The sequence below is a fragment of the Thermococcus sp. ES12 genome (assembly GCF_012027515.1).
In the GTDB taxonomy this organism is placed as follows: Archaea; Methanobacteriota_B; Thermococci; order Thermococcales; family Thermococcaceae; genus Thermococcus; species Thermococcus barossii.
The window spans coordinates 25,748-42,796 of the sequence record NZ_SNUP01000005.1 but is presented as its reverse complement, the minus strand read 5'-3'; the positions used below and the strand labels follow the sequence as shown (position 1 = coordinate 42,796).

Genomic DNA, 17,049 nt, shown 5'->3' with positions numbered 1-17,049 from the left:
CCCTCCCGGAGGGCAGTACACCCGGGATCGCTGGCGGGCTTAACTTCCGGGGTCGAAACGAGACCGGGTGTGACCCCGCCGCTATGACCGCCGTACCGTTCTATAGCTCCCGCGGTGCATTTATAAATCTTGCGGTCGATGAGGATGGATGATGGAGGGCGAGATACTGGAACTGCTGAGGATGGAGAGGATGAGGGAGCCGCTGAGTCCGGGAAAACGACTCAGGGAGTTTCAGATGAAAATCCAGCGGCTCAAAAATGGGGATGAGATAACGGTAGCGGGTTTTCTGCTGGGCAGAAAGCCGCCCCATGCGCCGAAGGACGCCCTGTATTACCTTCTTTCCCCGCTCTCCCCCTCGGAGCTGTCGTCCCTGCGGCGGGGGGACTTCCGGACGTACCTAGTTATCCGGGTGACTGAAAGAACCGAGTTCTCGGGGAGGGCAAATCCAGGAAGCTACGTACTCGTAAGGGGAATCATGGACGCCTACCCATGGGGAAACCTCCGCATGCTCAACGCCACAAGGATTGAGGGGAGGGACTACTCGGAGTACTGGAGGAATTATCGCGAGTTTGCGCTGAGCAGGCGGGAGGTTCTTGACCTTTTTGAGCGGACGGTCTACCTCCGCGACGACATGAGGAAGGCCCTCATCTACTCGATATACGGCGTTCCGTACATACCGGGGATGGAGTGGGGCGAGGGATTCGAGTTCACGGTTTTCAAGTACGGGGAGGATTCCGGGCTTCTAGCTCTCTGGAAGGCCCTCAAGTACTTTTACTCAAGCCTTCCCTGGGAGGTCCGTCTCACTAGGAAAAGTGTTCTCGAAGTGGACGACCCATTCACCGGGCTGGATTTCAGGCTCGGAAACCCGAACGGGAGCGACATGAGGTACTACACGCCGCCGACCAAGAGGGGCACCGTTAGCTTGCCCAAGTGGGTCACAGAGAGGATACTGAGCAAGCGGGCAATTGGCCTGCTGCCCAAAAACATCGAGGCAAACCCCCTCGACAGGATGGCCAGGATGTCCGAAACCCCCTTCGTGCTGGTACCCTCGGAAGAGAAGCCCTACTTCGAGGAGAACAGGGAGTTTCTCCAGCTCATACCGAATCTCCTCGTCACGATATTCAGCCAGAGGGAAAGGCTGGGCTCACTCGACCTGAAAAAGACCCGGGCGGTTGAAGAGGAGTTTTTAAGGTGGCTCAGGGAATCGAGGGAGGACTACGGGGACCCGTTCAGGGCTCTGACAGCTCCCAGCGGACCAATGAACGTCAGGCTTAGGGCGGAGCTGGGCAAACGGGTCTTCGGCTCTATAGTCAGGTTCAACGGGAGGGTCACCAAAAGGGCCGTCAGAGAGGTCAAGCTTATAAACGAAGCCATAGTGAACGACTGGATGGTGGTTCTAAAGGACCATCCCTCGGAGATGATAAAGCTCCTGAGGGAGTACCGGATGTATATCCCCGGAACGCTCAAGGCCAGGCGGGCCCTGGAGATACTGCACGACCTGGCCTCGGTGAGCCCCTCAGGCGAGATAGCAAGGGGAGACTTCATCCGGGAACTGGTAAGGGACGGGTTCTCAGAGGAGGATGCCGCTGAGCTTCTTGAAAGGTTTATAGCGGCGGGATATGTATACGAACCGTTCCCCGGCAAACTTAGACCGATAGGGTGATGGCATGTCCAAAAAGTTCATCCGACAGAGGGAGCAGAGGGAAAAGCGCAGAATTGCCCGCGAAAGGGTGAACATCCTCTTTACCCTCGCCGAGAGGGTCTTCCCCTACGAGCCAGAACTGGCCAATCGCTACGTTGAGATAGCCCTTGCCGTTCAGCAGAAGGCAAGAATAAGGATGCCCAGAAAGTGGAAGCGCCGCTACTGCAAACGCTGTCACTCCTTCCTGGTTCCGGGCGTCAACGCCAGGGTGAGGCTCAGGAACGGCCACGTCGTCGTCAAGTGCCTCAATTGCGGTCACATGATGAGGTACCCGTACATCAGGGAGCAGAAGGAAAGACGAAGAAAAGGGCAAAAAGCTGATTCAAGCCCCTGATTTTAGCGCCCATACCGGGGGTTGGTGGTGCCCAACGTGTGTTAACGCATTCACGGCCTTGAGGAACCCATTCCGTGGGCTTTTTGAGTGCTGTCCCTGATTCCCTGCCTTCCGTTCTGGTAAGCCTCCTTTATCATCGCTTTTATCTGGTTCATGAGCTCCTTGGCCTCTTCGTACTGACCGTTCTGAATTGCAGTTTTGAGTTGCTCCATCAGCGCGTTGATAGCGCTAACATCTATCCCCGCATTCTCCATGACACTTATCTGTGCCTCAAGCTTCCCCATCTCGTGCATGAGGGCAACTTTTTCGTCGTTCTTTATAACCATCCTCATCTCTCCGTTCGCCGCCTTAAGGCTGAATTCCGTCTTAACCTGAAGTTCAAGCACCATCCTGTATGCTTCAGTGTAGTTTCCGGCCTGAAGTGCTTCGTTGACCTTCTCCATCGTCATTTCCATCGTCCTAACTTGCTCCATAAGTGCTGTTGAGTTGGTTTCGTTTGCCACCATTTCCAGGGCTTTGAGCCTCTCCATGACCTGAATCATCAGCTGGAGCACGGTCTCCTTGGTAACGTTGACCTGGACTTCCTTCGCGGTGCAGTTGCACTCACGGAGCTGCTCCCTAACGTGTTCCATGACTTTCTCTGATGCCTGGGTCTTGACCATTGTCATTTCCTTTATGCCCAGCCGTTCCATGAGTCCAGTGACGTTGCTGCTCTCATTAACGTAGATTATCATTGCCCCCTTCTGAACGGCCAACTGGAGAGCGTTCTGGATGGCCAGCGTGTCGTTTCCAGCAACGATAACGCTGTTGTTGAACCTAAGGCCAAGCTTTACCTGGGCCTGTTCCATGACCATGAGGTTGGTCTCGTACCTGTTCTGGCCTCCCCAGCGTTCAACCGTAATGTTGAGCTCTTCCAAGTCAGTGACGTACTCGTCAACCACCGCATCAGGGCCGCCGATTATTATCACTTCGTCAGGGGCGTAACTCATAATCTCCGCCGTAACGTTCGGATCATACACACCCCACGTTGTCGTGACAATCACTGCTCCTGTTTCGTTTGCCAGATACTCGGCGATTGCTTTGTCGGCCGCGTTGTCACTGACTAAAATCACGGTAACACTCCCTTCCGCGGCACTGACGTTTCCGACCGTCAGCGGCATTCCCAACATCAGCAACCCAAACAGGATTGCCATCAATTTCTTTCCAATCATGGCTCTTCACCTCGGTTATCTTTATGAAAGAAGGTCTATTTAAGCTTTTTTCACGAAATCGTCCACGTACGTTGGCTTTTGTTTAGAAAAAAGTTACGAGAACCCAGTTTTATCTTTTAACCGTTAACGAAGGTTTCACAACGTTTAATTATGTTTAATTGGGATTGAACTGGAGCAAATGCATGAATAAACGGTTAACTAACTCGTACCAAACAAAACAAGCACAGAATTTACTCCACAAATGCCACAGCCCTCACGGGGCTTCCGGAACCTCCCTCAATCCTGAGGGGAAAAGCCACGAACGTGAAGTCCTTTCCCACGAGTACCTCCAGGCTGGCCAGGTTCTCGAACACGGGCACCTCCTCACTGAGGAGTATTCTGTGGACGGCGTCGTCCCCGATGCTCATGGAATCGGTGCCAACGGCCCTTACCCCTTCGGCCACGAGGAACAGCGCCACCTCCGGGGAGAGTTCCCGTCCACCTGTCAGGAACAGCACTACCCTGTCAAAGTAACCCTCGTCAGGAATCTCGTCCAGCCGTATCGGGCCGTCTCCACCTCTGACATCAACCACGAGGCCCCTTCCCATGAACTTCTCAAGCGGCATCTCGTCGATGGTTTTCCCGCCCGGGATGAAGTGCGCCGGGGCATCAACGTGCGTCCCGGAATGCTCTCCCATCTTCAGGACGTTCATGTAGTAACCGTCCCTCTCGATAACTGCCCAGAGCCTTACGCTCACTGGAGGATCGTCCGGATAAACCGGTGTATCCTCGGAGAGGGGCACCGACAGATCGACTATCATGGGAACACCAATCCTTTTTTAACGTCTTTGATTAAAAACCCTGCGGTGATAACGATGAACTGCACGAAGGATTACTGCATCAAGGACATTGGTCTTGCCCCAAGCGGCGAGAAGAAGATAGATTGGGTCTCAAGATTCATGCCGGTTCTCCAGGAGATAAGAAAAGACTTCGAAAAGAGGAAGCCCTTCAGAGGCGTCAGGATAGCGACCACGCTACACCTTGAGATGAAGACGGCCTTCCTGCTCCTCACCCTGAAGGCGGGCGGAGCCGAGGTTTCAGCGGCGGCGAGCAATCCGCTGTCAACGCAGGACGACGTCGTCGCGGCTCTGGCAAAGGCGGGAGTGAAGGTCTATGCGATCAGGGGAGAGAGCCGGGAGGAGTACTACGAGAACATGCACCGCGCTCTGGACATAAGGCCGAACATCATCATCGACGACGGGGCGGACATGATAAGCGTTGTCCACCGCGAGAGGGAAGAGCTTATCGACGAAATCTGGGGCGCGAGCGAGGAGACAACGACGGGCGTCATAAGGCTCCGCGCAATGGAGAGGGACGGCGTGCTGAAGTTCCCGATAATAGCGGTGAACGACAGCTACACGAAATACCTCTTCGACAACCGCTACGGGACGGGGCAATCCACCTGGGACGGAATAATAAGGACGACCAACCTCCTCGTCGCTGGAAAAAACGTTGTAGTTGTTGGCTATGGCTGGTGCGGAAGGGGAATAGCGATGCGGGCGATGGGTCTCGGTGCGACGGTTATAGTGGTTGAGGTCGACCCCATCAGGGCGCTGGAGGCGAGAATGGACGGGTTCCTGGTCATGGACATGAGTGAGGCCGCTAAGATAGGCGACATCTTCGTCACATCAACGGGCAACATCAAGTGCATCCGCAGGGAGCACTTCGAGGTCATGAAGGATGGCGTTATAATGGCTAACGCGGGCCACTTCGACGTGGAGATATGGAAGCCCGATTTGGAGGAGCTGGCGGTCGAGGTAAGCGAGCCGAGGCCGAACATCACCGAGTACAGGCTGGCCGATGGAAGGCGGCTCTACCTCCTCGCGGAGGGCAGGCTGGTGAATCTGGCTGCTGCCGACGGCCACCCGGCGGAGATAATGGACATGAGCTTCGCCCTGCAGGCGAAGGCGGCCGAGTACATCCTCAGCAACCACGAGAGGCTGGAGCCAAAGGTCTACATCCTGCCAAGGGAGATAGACGAAATGGTGGCGAGGATTAAACTTGCTTCAATGGGAATAAAGATCGAGGAGCTGACAGAGGAGCAGAGGAAGTATCTTGAGAGCTGGGAGCACGGGACTTGACCTCGGAATTTATGAAGAGAACGTATCTTCTCCCTTTTTCCACCCATTCTTTCTTCTTCACGAGTATACTCGACTCCCATGGCGACCTCAAGACGACAATGTTGGGAATTCTATTTGTCCATTTCAACTTCATGAGAACGGGCCTCCTAACTGGGGTACCCCCAATCAGACCCAGTGTGATACTCCTGTCATCTTCGTTCAAGAGCTCTCTTGTGAAAGAATCCCCCACCACCATCTGGGTTCTGAGGATGAGAAAGGTTTCCGAGAAGGTCTCTTTTTCCTTGGACGGTTTGGGATCGGCAAATGATACTGCCACCGCAACCGCGGCACCCAGGAGGAAGGGAAGAAGGAGGTAGAAAGGAAGGGGATTACCAAAGAGTTTCCCACCGGAACTCCAGTAAAAGAGGAGAACGAAGTATCCCAGACCAAGCGGAATTGGAAGAAGGAGCTCCATCAAAGATGCCATCGCCGAGACCCGGAGTTCTTCCGTATCTGCACCGAAACTCAGCAACATCTCCCAGTCTTCCATCAGCCACTCGATGTATCTGCCCGAGAGGAAGGTGATTGAAAAAACAAGGGCTCCGAGTGTGTAGCCACCCACTAAACGTATGGGGATACCGCCAAGGGAAGGGAGCAAGTAAACCAAAAACTGAAGTCCCAGCGTTTTCAAAAGGCTTTTCGAGAGCAGGTAATATCCAAAGGAAAGCACCAAGGCGAGGAGCAACGTCAGAAGGATGGGGGGCACCCAAAGCTGTGTGAGCCAGTAAACGTATTCTGAAAGGGCTCTCCCGGCTGTCCTTTGTGAAAAAAGCCACGCCACCGGAATTGAGGAGAGGATAACAAGCAGATAACTGAGATTTTTCAGGCGTGAATCAACGACCATTTAGAGCACCTCCGATGATCTTTTTGAGTGCCACGGTGAGACTCTCTTCGAGGGGATTCCAGTGCACCACCTCAGCCCTTAAGTTCTCGGAGAGCTTTTCTTTCTGGAGCGCCGAAAGAACGAGCTGATGATCCCCGAAGTGCCCATAGGGGTTTACATCAACCACCACAACCTTACTCCCGAAGCTCTTCCTCGCAAGGTTAACCGCCGCTTTTATGTCATCAAGCGTGTATGGAGTGAGGTTGGTTATGAACAGACTCACCGTGACGTTCCCACCAACGGAAAATCTGGAGTGTTCAACTGCTAGAGGGAGGGAATCGTCCCGATGAATCGAGGGACCAACCGAGAGGAGTAGTTTGGAAAACGTCGAAAGGGCCTGAACTCCACTTCTGGGCGTGAGCATTTTCCTCGAACCAACGAGGTACAAACCGACCCTGAAGTCGTTCCTGAGTAGGAGGTTTATCAGAGAAATCGCCAAGCCGATTGAGCTTTCAAGGGAGCCTTGGAAAACTCCACCCACGGCCATGTTCTCACTCGTGTCGAGGTACACCATTACGGTGGCTCTCCCCTCAGGCTCGTACTCGTTCACTAGAACCTTGTTCAGCCGTGCGGTTGCCTTCCAGTTTATTGTTTTCAGGGGGTCACCGGGCCGATATTCTCGTATTTCTTTGAAATCCGTGGAAACCGAACCGAGGGGAGCGGTATGGCTTGAGGTCATCTTCTCCTTGGTGCGAAGTTTTGGAAGAACAGCCCGTTTTGTTCCATGCACCCGGGGATACGCCTCTATCACGACCTCCTTGTCCCAAACGGAATACGTGGAAGGTTTTATTCCGAGGAAATCCTTGCCCACAACTTCGATGGGGGAAATTGAGTGGGAACCTTTTTTCCTGGCTTTCACCCGGTATTCGTACTCCACCTCAAGGGGATGCCCTGGCTTTTTGAAGAAGACGTGCCTGTTCTTTCCAAGAACCTCCAGACCCGGGGGGACAACGTCGCCCACAATTACAAAGCCCACTCCCTTCTCCACCCTAAGCTTGACCCTAACCGTCGCCTCCTGCCCCACTCCCAGCCTTCTTGTCTCAACTTGCCTTTCAACAAAAACCCCCGAAGGAGGGTTGGAAAGCATGCTGTAAGCGAGAACAGATGCGGGGATGAAGCTCACATAGGCAAATCCTATTATCCCTGTAAACACCGCCAGTGCAAAGGATGCCATGGTCATGAAGACCAGCCACGTCAGTCTGTCCATCCTCTAACCCCCACATGGGTACTGAGCCTTTTGGTGAGTTCCCTGATGAGCAGAGCCCTCCTTATCTTCTCTTCCTCCGCCTTCTTCTCAACGAGCCAGGGGGGAGCCAAGGGTGAAACGGGGACCTCGGAATAGTCCACTAAAGGCCTGATTATCTCCTCAAGGTGGAGGTCGTAAAGGCCCCTTGGGGAGTTCCTGATCAGGAAGACAAGGAGGGGCACCTTGTCGCCTTTTTCAACGAACGCCTTGACGATCCTCTCGATGTCCTTCGAATATGCATCACCCCTCGGGGTAAGTTCCGGCAGGGGCAACGGCTCAATGTCCGCGCTCTCCCTCCTGAGGGAGGAGACGTAGGTCGAGACAAGGTACGTGAGGTACAGTATCGACATGACCGTGAGGAGGTAGAACAGTGTGCGAACCGCGGAGGTACTGGAGGGATACGCGAATATGAACGCTGATATTATCCCAACAATGGCAACCCCAAGGAAGTTCCTCTCAAGAAAATCACTCCCATATATGACCCAGAGAGCGTAAGCCGCCGCATAAATCATGGAAATCCATCCAAGGGAGGCACTTATGAAGACCCTCCACCAAGAGTCAGAGCGGAGCAGGATCACGGAGATGGACATTATCAAAAACCCGAGCCCTCTGACCAGGAGATCCTTGCGCCTCTCAACGTAGCGGGTAGCTGAAGCGACAGCCGCTCCGCTTCCAAACAAAAGTGCCAACGGCAACTCCATGAATATGAAAGCCAAGACACTCCAGACTGCAAAGTTGCTCGCGAAACTCTTAAGCTCATCATTCACCCCCACTCTTCAGCACCCCCAGCTTCACGAGACCCTCAACGAACTCGTGGAAGTGTTTTTCTCCAACCATGTGCTCCGAGTACCTGGCCTTGACGAATATCTCGGTGAGAGCGCGTAAATATCGCCCGTCGAGACCTTTCCTCCTCAAAAGCCTCTCTATTTCATAAGGAGTCATGGGCCTCTCCGGAACGCCATTGAAGACGGCAAAGGGGAGGAAATGGAGCTCATACGCCTTAATGACAGCGTCTTTCGGTGGAAGGACGTGGACTTCTATCTCGGAATCTCCCGTGGAAAGCTTATGCCTGCCTGCCCCCAGCACGAATTCGAACTGCCTGCCTCTCCCGACTGGGAGACCATCAAGGAACAGCTCTCCTTCCTCCGACAGAACAACCCTCACCATCTCGCCCGGGAGAAACACCCTTCGCAGGGGTTCAACGAATTTTATATCCCCTCTGGAGACACTAACTTTTGGAACGACAGCGATTTTACTCTTTCTGTTTTTTCTCTTTGAATAGATGCTGTAGCCAACTCCCACAGCGGCACCGACCATAAGGAGCGGATACATCCTCCAGAGTATCCCAGAAACGCGGTCGAGATACACCTTAATCCTCTCAAGAAGTGAGTTCTTATTCTCATCATCACGCCTTTTCTCTGGAACGGCTAGGCTCACGGTACGGTTCAGAGGCAGGTAATACCTGTCTCCGTCGTAGACAATCCTGATGCTCTCAACCCCTGTAAGGTTGAGGAAGACATAACCTCTCTCATCGGTTTTTGCCTCAATAACTCCCAAGTCCGTCGCTATCTTAAGGGTTCTGTTGGAAAGTGGATGGCCATCCCAATGAAGGAACAGGCGAATGGTTCCATTCATCTGGGTCACCGAAACCTCCGGCTCACGCAGTATTACGACAGTTGGGTCGCTGTCCGAAGGGTAAGCCTCATACCCGCGGTAATACGCTATCAGCTGATAGTCCCCAGGCGGTAAAGTGGAGCCAATGAAGGCATTAACTTCAAAGGTTCCATTGTGAATTTGGGAAGAACCTATGAAGACTCCCTTGATGCCCTTGCTCTCGTTCAGGGTTACCGTGACAACGCCACTCCTAACGGGCCTTCCATCCGGATAGTATACAACTCCTCGAACCTTCATCGTAAGGACACCATTACCCCATACCGCCGTAGGATAGTCGGTTATCTTAACGATCGGCTTTTCGAGAAGTGCCACCCACATAAGGAGAACCACGGTTTCATTGGAGGAGTTCACCGCAACAAAAAAGGGGTAGTAGCCCGGCCTCACCGACCGCTCCAGAGGAGGTATCAGATACTTGTGGAGCCTGTATCCGGCGGTTTCCTCAACCCAGCTGGTTCTGATTGGAAGTGCCGAGAACACACTGACAACTCCATCGGAGGAATTCTCCCTGAACTCCACAGTAACAGCGCGGTTGTACGTTGTAATGACGAGGGGTGTCTCCGTGTCCATTAGGTACGGCATTGGCCCGTTCACTCCTCTGAGCATCTTCACGCGCTTGGAATTATCCACGTATGGGATGTAGTACACACCGGGATACCACACCACGATAGTGTCCGGTTCGTGGCCTGCAATTGCCGGCAGGCTCTTTGCAGGGGCCTTTACACAGACCAGCATCGGATCCTCGGGCAGAACAGCTACAGGACATTGGGTTTGAATATCTGACGGGGAAAAGGTGAAGTTAGAACGGGGAAAGCTCGGTTTAGGGAGGAGATTGTCGAAACGGACTTCTGAGGGGGAGCACTTATCATCGCTGTGCTTCACACCGGCTGATGACATTTCCTTTAGAAGGCTCTTTGTTGAACTTCCTCCAGAGTAGGGGATGACAGAATAACCCAGCGTCAATGAAGCGAGGAATATCATCGTGAGGAGTAGCATTGCGGAGTGTTCTCGCCTCATTTTTCTTCGCCTTTCGGTACGGGTGTTTTTTCTAGGGCTTCTTTGATCACTTCCTCCCCGCTTATGCCTTCAAAAGCGTACTCGGGCTTAATTACAATCCTGTGAGCCAAAGCATCAACCGCGTAAGCCTTCACATCATCCGGCAAAACAAAATCCCTCCCCTCAAGCAAAGCGTTAGCCTTCGCAACCTTCATCAACGCAATCCCGCCACGCGGACTGGGCCCCGCCTCAACCCGCTCATCACTCCTAGCGTTTCTGATGAGCTCGGCAATGTACTTCAGCAAGTCCCTGCTGATGAAAATGCCCTTTTCAACAAGCTCCTGCATTTTCACGAAGGTCTCGCGGTCAATCAAAGCCTTCATGTCGACCGTCGGGTCGTCCTTCCCCCAGTTCAAGCGCGCCTCAAGAATGGCAATCTCGTCCTCGAGGCTCTTGGGGTAGCCAACCCTCAGCCGGAGCAAAAACCTGTCCAATTGAGCCTCCGGCAGGGGGTAAGTCCCCTCAAACTCGATTGGATTCTGTGTGGCGATGACGAAGAAAGGCCTCTCCAGCGTGAATGTTTCACCCTCGATCGTTACCTGCTTCTCCTCCATCGCCTCCAGGAGGGCACTCTGAGTCTTCGGTGGAGCGCGGTTGATTTCATCAGCCAAAAGCACGTGCGTGAAGATTGGGCCTTTAATGAGCTCGAAGGTTCCCAGGTTTTGACGCCAGACTTTCGTGCCGAGAATGTCCGCGGGCAGTAAGTCTGGAGTGAATTGAACGCGAGTGTACTTCAAGCCTAGAACTTTTCCGAAGGCTTTTGCCAGCAGCGTTTTTCCCAGTCCGGGGTAATCCTCGAAGAGGACATTCCCGTTAACGAGAGCAGCAGCCAAAGTCTTCCTGACAACAACTTCATTACCAATGTAAATGCTTGAGATGAGTGATACAACCTCATCAACGAATCCTTTGAACTCGTCCACTGTGAGCATAGTACATCCCGCCAATGTTCTTTTGTTACCACAGCAACTCAAAAGAAACATCATGCCCTTAAAAGTTTTATGGGCGAAGGTTTAAACGAGGGAAGAGTACTCATTCTGTGGTGCCAATGAACTTCGAACCCTTCAAGCTCGTCCCCGTCGGATACGTGAGGAAGAACGGCGAGACTTTCATAGAAATCCTCCCAAAGTTCACCGATGCAGTCGATGGCCTTCAGGAAGGAGACTGGATAAAACTCATCCTCTGGTTCCATGGCAGCGATAATCCAGAGCGGAGAAGCGTCCTCAAGGTTCACCCGTACAACAACCCTAAGAACCCCCTCAGGGGAGTCTTTGCAACGCGCTCACCGGTCAGGCCCAACCCTCTGGCAATATACGCCGTAAAAATCCACCGCATCGAAGGGAACAGGCTCTACATCGACTGGATAGACGCCCACGACGGAACGCCTGTGGTGGACATTAAAATCCTCGTGGAAAGGCTCGACTGTCCAAGGGAGGCACCGGTTCCGGAGGAAGAGCTGGATATACCGTCTTCCAGGCAGATCGGGGAGGTCAACCGGATACCAAGGAAGAGCGAGCACCTCGACGGGCTGGAAGAGGTCTCGCCGGAAGAGTATGAGGCACTGGTTCTTGAGCTCGGGCCGAAGACGGCAGTACTGAGGGCAAAGGAACTCTCAGAGCTCATCGAAGCCCTTAACGAAATCTACGAGAACCTGCCTGTGGAGATAAGGGACAGGCTGGCCACATTAAAGCAAAGAACGGACTGATCAGAGGTCATCGTCCCAGAACTCGATGCACCAGATCAGGCACTCCCTACTCTCACAGCAGTTGAGCACTATGCAGCTGTAGCAGTCGCAGTCCTCCGGTGGATTTGGCCCCATAACTTCACCCCTAGAATACATGGAGGGCGCTCGCCTTGAAGCTGACGTAGACTTCCTTTCCCTTTGATATCCCCATCTCAAGCATCGATGAGCGGGTTATGAACGCCCGCAGGTAGAGCTCCCCGACCCTGAGATGCACCCGGACGAGCGGGCCGAGCTCCTCGACGGAATCAACCACCGCGCGGAATTCGTTTCTCGCGGAGGTTTTTATGGGCCCGAGGGACAGGATTATGTCCTCGGGCCTCAAGCCAACGCGTATCGTACCCTCCGCCCCAACTGGAAGCTCTATCTCAACGCCGTTTGTTTTGAGAATCCTCCCCTCCGCGGTTCCCTCGATTATGTTCTCGAAGCCGAGGAAGCGTGCAACTTCTTCGCTCGCCGGCCTTGAGAAGACCTCCCGGACAGAGCCCGTCTGGACGAGTCTTCCGCCGAGCATCACGCCAACGCGGTCGCCCAGGCTTATGGCCTCCTCGAAGGAGTGGGTGACGTGAAGAGCCGTGAAGCCAAGCTCCTTCCTCCAGCGCTTCATCTCACCTATAAGCTTCGCCCTCGTCTGGACGTCGAGGTTTGCAAAGGGCTCGTCCATGAGGAGAAGCTCAGGTTCTATCACCAGCGCCCTGGCTATCGCCACGCGCTGGCTCTCTCCACCACTCAGCGTCTTGGGTTTTCTGTGGAGGAGATGCTCAATGCCAAGAACCTCAGTAATTTCCCTTACCCTTTTCTCAATCTCGGCCCTTGGCGTCTTCCTCAGCCTCAGGCCAAAGGCTATGTTGTCAAAGACGCTCATGTGGGGAAAAAGGGCGTAGCTCTGGGGGATGTAGGCCAATCCCCTCCTCTCCGGCGGCCAGTCGGTTATGTCCTCCCCGTTGAGGAGGATCCTTCCCCCGTCCGGCTCGATGACACCGGCTATTATCTCCAGGAGCACGGTCTTTCCGGCTCCGCTGGGACCGAGGATTATGAAGTGCTCTTTAGTCCTGACGTCAAACGTCACATCGCGCAGCTTGAACTCCTTCCAGTCCTTGGAGACGGATTTCACCTCAAGCATTCTTCCTCCCCACCAGCCAGCGCAGGATTATGAAGATTGTAAGGCTCATCAGTATGAGTATGACCGAAATCGGCCTCGATGCCCTTAAACCATAGTTGTTGAAGTACTCCATGACGAGCACCTGGGCCGTTTTGGGGTAGTAAGCGACGATGAGTATGGCACCGACCTCGCTTATCGCCCTCGCCCACGTCATTATCGCACCGCTCGCTATGGCCGGGAAAGCCATTGGAAGGGCTATGGAGAAGAAGGCCCGCAGGCGCGATGCCCCAAGGGTCCTGGCCACGTGCTCCAGCTCCTCATCAACGGCCAGAAAGCCATCCCTTGCGGCGTTTATGGCAAAGGGTGCCGAGACGAAGAGCATGGCCGCTATTATGCCCGTGTAGCTGTCGAGGATGGCGCTTGAGAAGGTAACGAGGAGCATTATTCCCACAACGGAATGGGGAATGACTATGGGCACGTCCACGATGGCCTGCACGAGGCTTTTTCCAGGGAACTCCTTTCTGGCCAGCACATAACCCAAGGGAACGCCAAAAAGGAGGGCTATCAGCGCGGTGGCGGTCGCCGTTATGAGGGAGTTTCTGAGGGCCTTGATGACGAGTTCATCCTGGAGCGTCTTCACCAGCATTCCCCAGTCCGAGGCCTGCTTTGCCAGTATGACGACCAGCGGGAGGGCTATGTAGACGACGAGGAAGCTCCCCAACGCGGCGAAGAAGTAGAGGGTGTAGTCCCGTTTCATGGCCATCCCCTAAAATTTGAAGGGAGAGGATAAAAAGCTCACCCCTCCACCTTGACGAGGGACTTTATCTCGTCCGGGACGCTGCCGAAGGCAACGGGCGGCCAGATGAAGTCCTGGTGGTTCTCCTGGAAGACGCGCTTCCCGTTCTCGCCCAGGAGGTATTTGAGGAACTCAAGGGCGAGCTCCCTGTTGGGCGCGTCCTTCGGGACGGTCACGCCGTAGACTATGGGCTTGGCCGTGATGGTCTTCTCGGTGGAGCCGATGTGGATGCTCACCTTACTGTAGTAGTCCGCCATCTTGAAGTCCCTGAGGTTTATCTCGTCCGGGAGTGTTATGTAGCTGAGGTTGTGCTGCTCGGCCACGCTCTTGTAGATGAAGAAGTAGTCGAGGCTTCCGCTCTCGACGAGGGCCGTAAGGTCGGTCTCCTTTGGCCTGATGACGACCTTGTCGTTCTTTATCTGAATCTCCTTGGGGGCAACCACGTGGGTGCCGTTGAAGTATATGTTGGTGTTCTTCTCGACCAGGGTCTCGAAGACCGGCTCGTTGTAGTAGTAATCCGCGAGCTTCATGACCATCACCGAGCGGTAGCCGCAGGGGTCCTGGTTGGGATCGCTGAATCCGAAGGTAACGCCCGGTCTGGCGAGTATCTCGTACCACCTCTCCGGGTGGGCCTTCATCTCGTCGGCGTACTTGCTGTGCTCCGTGAAGGCTATAACTATCTCGTTGGTGGCGAAGATGACGTAGAAGTCGGTGTAGTTGGGAACCATGAGCTGGGGAATGAGCGTGTAGTCTGCCACAGCGACTATATCGGCCTTCTTGCCAAGGTCGGTGACCTTTCTCACCGCCGCGACGCTCCCGCTCGCCTCGTCCTGGAAGGTCACCTTAACGCCAAGGTTCTCCTCGGCGTACTTCGCGAACTCCTCCTCCAGCTGCTGGAAGGGGACGCTCAGCGAGCCGGCGTGGAAGATTACGAGGGTTTCTTCCTTCATGCCGGAGTCACCAGAGCCACCCATGCAGCCGGCCGCGACGACCGAGAGGATAAGAACCGCGATCAAAGGGAACCCCGCTTTCTTCATCGTAACCACCGATACAATGGACGGAACCGTGTATTTAAACGTTTTGAGCAAACAAAAGGATTAACGTAAATGGATGTGTTTTCCGGGGCTTCGAGGGGTGAGGCGCGAAACCCTTAAATAGTTTACTCACAAGTAATTTACTGGTGAGTAAACTAATGTTCATCGACCGGAAGGCTGAGCTGGGACTGCTTGAGGATCGCCTGGAGAGGGGGAGAGCCGAATTCGTCGTTCTCTACGGCAGGAGGAGGATTGGAAAGACCGCCCTGCTCCTTGAGTTCATACGGAGGCATGGCGGCCTCTACCTCCTCGCAAGGGAGACGAGCGAGGCCGAGAACCTCAGGCGCTTCTCGGAGAGACTCGCGGCCCACTTCAACGACGAGTTCTTAAGGAAAAACCCCCTCCAGAGCTGGGACGCCTTCTTCGAGTACCTGCACGGTAAAGCAATGGAGGAGAGGCTCATAGTTGCCATCGATGAGTTCCCCTACCTCGTGAAGGGAAACAGGGCCCTGCCTTCCATCCTCCAGGAGTACTGGGACCTGAAGCTCTCCCGCGGGAAGATTTTCCTGGTCATCTGCGGCTCCTCGGTGGGTATGATGGAGAGACTCCTCGGCTACAGGAGTCCGCTCTACGGGAGGAGGACGGCCCAGCTGAGGCTCAGGCCCCTGAACTTCTTCGAGGCGAGGGCCTTCCTTCCGGGGTACACGCTGGAGGACTTCGTGAAGGTCTACGGCATCCTCGGGGGGACGCCGGCCTACCTGCTCGAATTCAGCGACGGGAGGAGCCTTGAGGAGAACCTGCTCGACTACTTCCGGCCCGATTCCTTCCTCTACGGCGATGCCCTCTTCATACTGAGGGAGGAACTCGATGAACCGAGGAACTACTTCGCGATAATGGAGGCCATAGCGAGGGGGAAGACAACTCTCGGCGAGATAACCAGCGAGACCGGGCTCGAGAGGGGAACCGTGGGGAAGTACCTGGGCGTTCTCATCGACCTCGACCTCGTGAGGAGGGAAGTCCCTGTAACGGCCAGCTGGAAGAGCAGGAAGGGGCGCTACTACATAACGGACCCCTACTTCACCTTCTGGTTCCGCTACGTCTACCCGAACGCCGACCTGGTGGAGAGCGGCCAGGGCGATGCCCTGGTGGAGCTCGTGATGAACGATCTCCCCGCTTACCTGGGCGGAGTCTTCGAGGAGATCGCGAAGCAGTTCTTGGTAAAGCTCAACAAAGCCAACGGGCTCCCCTTCCGCTTCACCAAGATTGGCCGCTGGTGGCACAGGGGAGAGGAGATTGATTTGCTCGCCCTGAACGAGCGGGAGAAAAAAGCTTTGTTTGTAGAGGTTAAGTGGAAGGGGCTGAGGGAGAAAGAGGCGCGCGGAATACTCAGAGATTTGGAGAGGAAGAGCGAGCTGGTAGGACTTGAAGGGTGGAAGAAGGCCTATGGCCTGGTGGCAAAGGCGGTTGGGAACAAGGGGGAACTGAAAGAGAACGGTTACCTCGCCTGGGACCTTGAAGATTTCGAAGAAGAACTTGACGGGGCTTAAACAGTCATCAAACCCCGGCTATCTGCCCGTTCTCCTCTCCGCCAGCCCCTCCACCAGCTCCTTGAAGTGCCCGTAGAACTCGCTCTCGCGGAGGTAATCAAGGGCACCCCAGAACTCATCGAGGTCGGCGAAGCCGGCCCTTTCATACTCATAGGCCTGGATCAGCATCTCCAGCCTGTCGGCGAACTTGACGAGCCTTCCCTCTCTGCTCAGCCCCTCCTCGTACTCGCGCCAGAGCCTGAAGTACTCCCGTGGATTTGGCGTCTTGATGAAAAGCTCCATGGCTGCCTTTTTCTCGGCCTTACCTTTGTCGAGGTAGTACTGGGCGCTCAGCGGGATGTCCGTTACCCTCGCCTCGGCCAGGTCGTGGATGAGCGCTATTTTCAGGGCCCGCTCGACGTCTATCTCCACGCCACTCGCCTTGAGCTCGTCCGCCAGGAAGAGAGTGATGAGGGCAACGCGGTAGCTGTGGTCGGCTATGCTTTCGGGGTTTGGAACTCCCCTGAGGAGCCAGCCGGTTCTCGGCAGTTTCTTCAGGTTTCCGGCCTCGATGAGAAGGTCAAGGAGCAT

Annotated in this window: 16 protein-coding genes and 1 rRNA gene; 5 read left to right on the top strand and 12 right to left on the bottom strand. The window is 54.6% G+C overall.

Translation table 11 applies throughout. The features are described 5' to 3' along the window. A 5S ribosomal RNA gene (gene rrf / locus E3E37_RS10680) occupies positions 1–95 on the bottom strand; the annotation flags it as partial. A gap of 53 nt (positions 96–148) precedes the next feature. Here rrf and E3E37_RS10675 point away from each other — a divergent pair. Then, complete coding sequence (locus E3E37_RS10675; RefSeq protein ID WP_240921976.1) at positions 149–1,663, top strand: hypothetical protein; 1,515 nt, start codon at positions 149–151, stop codon at positions 1,661–1,663. Between the two features lie 4 nt (positions 1,664–1,667). Further along, on the top strand, positions 1,668–2,036 hold the full coding sequence (locus tag E3E37_RS10670) for a ribonuclease P protein component 4 (protein ID WP_167717296.1): 369 nt from the start codon (positions 1,668–1,670) through the stop codon (positions 2,034–2,036). 50 nt (positions 2,037–2,086) lie between these two features. On the opposite strand, the gene E3E37_RS10665 is transcribed toward E3E37_RS10670, so the two are convergent. Then, positions 2,087–3,247, bottom strand: a complete 1,161-nt coding sequence (locus E3E37_RS10665; protein ID WP_167717293.1) for a cell wall-binding repeat-containing protein — start codon at positions 3,245–3,247, stop codon at positions 2,087–2,089. A gap of 230 nt (positions 3,248–3,477) precedes the next feature. Beyond that, on the bottom strand, positions 3,478–4,047 hold the full coding sequence (locus E3E37_RS10660) for a cyclase family protein (RefSeq protein WP_088865048.1): 570 nt from the start codon (positions 4,045–4,047) through the stop codon (positions 3,478–3,480). Positions 4,048–4,101: 54 nt separating this feature from the next. Here E3E37_RS10660 and E3E37_RS10655 point away from each other — a divergent pair, with 54 nt between their 5' ends. Then, positions 4,102–5,367, top strand: coding sequence for an adenosylhomocysteinase (locus E3E37_RS10655; protein ID WP_167717291.1), 1,266 nt, complete (start codon positions 4,102–4,104; stop codon positions 5,365–5,367). Here the strand turns inward: E3E37_RS10655 and E3E37_RS10650 are convergent. The 5 genes from E3E37_RS10650 to E3E37_RS10630 form a co-directional block, all read right to left on the bottom strand. Then, complete coding sequence (locus E3E37_RS10650) at positions 5,282–6,250, bottom strand: hypothetical protein (protein ID WP_167717289.1); 969 nt, start codon at positions 6,248–6,250, stop codon at positions 5,282–5,284. The two genes, E3E37_RS10655 and E3E37_RS10650, sit on opposite strands and share 86 nt — an antisense overlap. Next, positions 6,240–7,496: a DUF58 domain-containing protein gene (locus tag E3E37_RS10645; RefSeq protein WP_167717287.1), complete on the bottom strand. Its 1,257-nt coding sequence runs from the start codon at positions 7,494–7,496 to the stop codon at positions 6,240–6,242. The genes E3E37_RS10650 and E3E37_RS10645 overlap by 11 nt, the downstream gene beginning before the upstream one ends. Next, positions 7,484–8,308, bottom strand: a complete 825-nt coding sequence (locus E3E37_RS10640) for a hypothetical protein (protein WP_167717286.1) — start codon at positions 8,306–8,308, stop codon at positions 7,484–7,486. Before E3E37_RS10640 ends, E3E37_RS10645 begins: the two co-directional genes overlap by 13 nt. Then, on the bottom strand, positions 8,295–9,941 hold the full coding sequence (locus E3E37_RS10635; protein WP_167717283.1) for a hypothetical protein: 1,647 nt from the start codon (positions 9,939–9,941) through the stop codon (positions 8,295–8,297). The genes E3E37_RS10640 and E3E37_RS10635 overlap by 14 nt, the downstream gene beginning before the upstream one ends. A gap of 278 nt (positions 9,942–10,219) precedes the next feature. Continuing rightward, positions 10,220–11,191, bottom strand: a complete 972-nt coding sequence (locus E3E37_RS10630) for a MoxR family ATPase (RefSeq protein ID WP_167717281.1) — start codon at positions 11,189–11,191, stop codon at positions 10,220–10,222. Positions 11,192–11,307: 116 nt separating this feature from the next. Between E3E37_RS10630 and tsaA the strand changes: the two genes are divergently transcribed. Then, positions 11,308–11,964 carry a tRNA (N6-threonylcarbamoyladenosine(37)-N6)-methyltransferase TrmO gene (tsaA, locus tag E3E37_RS10625; protein ID WP_167717310.1) on the top strand — a complete coding sequence of 219 codons (657 nt, stop codon included), beginning with the start codon at positions 11,308–11,310 and terminating at the stop codon, positions 11,962–11,964. A 124-nt stretch (positions 11,965–12,088) separates the two neighbouring features. Here the strand turns inward: tsaA and wtpC are convergent, their stop codons facing one another. From wtpC to wtpA, 3 genes are read right to left on the bottom strand one after another with little or no spacing between them, the layout of a single operon-like run. Further along, entirely contained in the window at positions 12,089–13,123 is a 1,035-nt protein-coding gene (gene wtpC / locus E3E37_RS10620) for a tungstate ABC transporter ATP-binding protein WtpC (RefSeq protein WP_167717278.1), read from the bottom strand. Next, complete coding sequence (gene wtpB, locus E3E37_RS10615; protein ID WP_167717308.1) at positions 13,116–13,859, bottom strand: tungstate ABC transporter permease WtpB; 744 nt, start codon at positions 13,857–13,859, stop codon at positions 13,116–13,118. The genes wtpC and wtpB overlap by 8 nt, the downstream gene beginning before the upstream one ends. Positions 13,860–13,897: 38 nt before the next feature. Then, complete coding sequence (wtpA, locus tag E3E37_RS10610; protein WP_167717306.1) at positions 13,898–14,935, bottom strand: tungstate ABC transporter substrate-binding protein WtpA; 1,038 nt, start codon at positions 14,933–14,935, stop codon at positions 13,898–13,900. Positions 14,936–15,090: 155 nt separating this feature from the next. On the opposite strand from wtpA, the gene E3E37_RS10605 reads away from it, so the two are divergent. Then, entirely contained in the window at positions 15,091–16,479 is a 1,389-nt protein-coding gene (locus E3E37_RS10605; protein WP_167717304.1) for an ATP-binding protein, read from the top strand. Between the two features lie 18 nt (positions 16,480–16,497). On the opposite strand, the gene E3E37_RS10600 is transcribed toward E3E37_RS10605, so the two are convergent. After that, on the bottom strand, positions 16,498–17,049 hold the full coding sequence (locus E3E37_RS10600; protein WP_167717276.1) for an HD family hydrolase: 552 nt from the start codon (positions 17,047–17,049) through the stop codon (positions 16,498–16,500).

What these genes read in the sequence shown, in the direction of transcription:
- E3E37_RS10645 (WP_167717287.1), bottom strand. Translation starts at nt 7,496, where the DNA reads ATGGACAGACTGACGTGGCTGGTCTTCATGACCATGGCATCCTTTGCA.
- tsaA (WP_167717310.1), top strand. Translation starts at nt 11,308, where the DNA reads ATGAACTTCGAACCCTTCAAGCTCGTCCCCGTCGGATACGTGAGGAAG.
- wtpB (WP_167717308.1), bottom strand. Translation starts at nt 13,859, where the DNA reads ATGAAACGGGACTACACCCTCTACTTCTTCGCCGCGTTGGGGAGCTTC.
- E3E37_RS10660 (WP_088865048.1), bottom strand. Translation starts at nt 4,047, where the DNA reads ATGATAGTCGATCTGTCGGTGCCCCTCTCCGAGGATACACCGGTTTAT.
- E3E37_RS10665 (WP_167717293.1), bottom strand. Translation starts at nt 3,247, where the DNA reads ATGATTGGAAAGAAATTGATGGCAATCCTGTTTGGGTTGCTGATGTTG.
- wtpC (WP_167717278.1), bottom strand. Translation starts at nt 13,123, where the DNA reads ATGCTTGAGGTGAAATCCGTCTCCAAGGACTGGAAGGAGTTCAAGCTG.
- E3E37_RS10650 (WP_167717289.1), bottom strand. Translation starts at nt 6,250, where the DNA reads ATGGTCGTTGATTCACGCCTGAAAAATCTCAGTTATCTGCTTGTTATC.
- E3E37_RS10655 (WP_167717291.1), top strand. Translation starts at nt 4,102, where the DNA reads ATGAACTGCACGAAGGATTACTGCATCAAGGACATTGGTCTTGCCCCA.
- wtpA (WP_167717306.1), bottom strand. Translation starts at nt 14,935, where the DNA reads ATGAAGAAAGCGGGGTTCCCTTTGATCGCGGTTCTTATCCTCTCGGTC.
- E3E37_RS10635 (WP_167717283.1), bottom strand. Translation starts at nt 9,941, where the DNA reads ATGCTGGTCTGTGTAAAGGCCCCTGCAAAGAGCCTGCCGGCAATTGCA.
- E3E37_RS10600 (WP_167717276.1), bottom strand. Translation starts at nt 17,049, where the DNA reads ATGCTCCTTGACCTTCTCATCGAGGCCGGAAACCTGAAGAAACTGCCG.
- E3E37_RS10605 (WP_167717304.1), top strand. Translation starts at nt 15,091, where the DNA reads ATGTTCATCGACCGGAAGGCTGAGCTGGGACTGCTTGAGGATCGCCTG.
- E3E37_RS10670 (WP_167717296.1), top strand. Translation starts at nt 1,668, where the DNA reads ATGTCCAAAAAGTTCATCCGACAGAGGGAGCAGAGGGAAAAGCGCAGA.
- E3E37_RS10630 (WP_167717281.1), bottom strand. Translation starts at nt 11,191, where the DNA reads ATGCTCACAGTGGACGAGTTCAAAGGATTCGTTGATGAGGTTGTATCA.
- E3E37_RS10675 (WP_240921976.1), top strand. Translation starts at nt 149, where the DNA reads ATGATGGAGGGCGAGATACTGGAACTGCTGAGGATGGAGAGGATGAGG.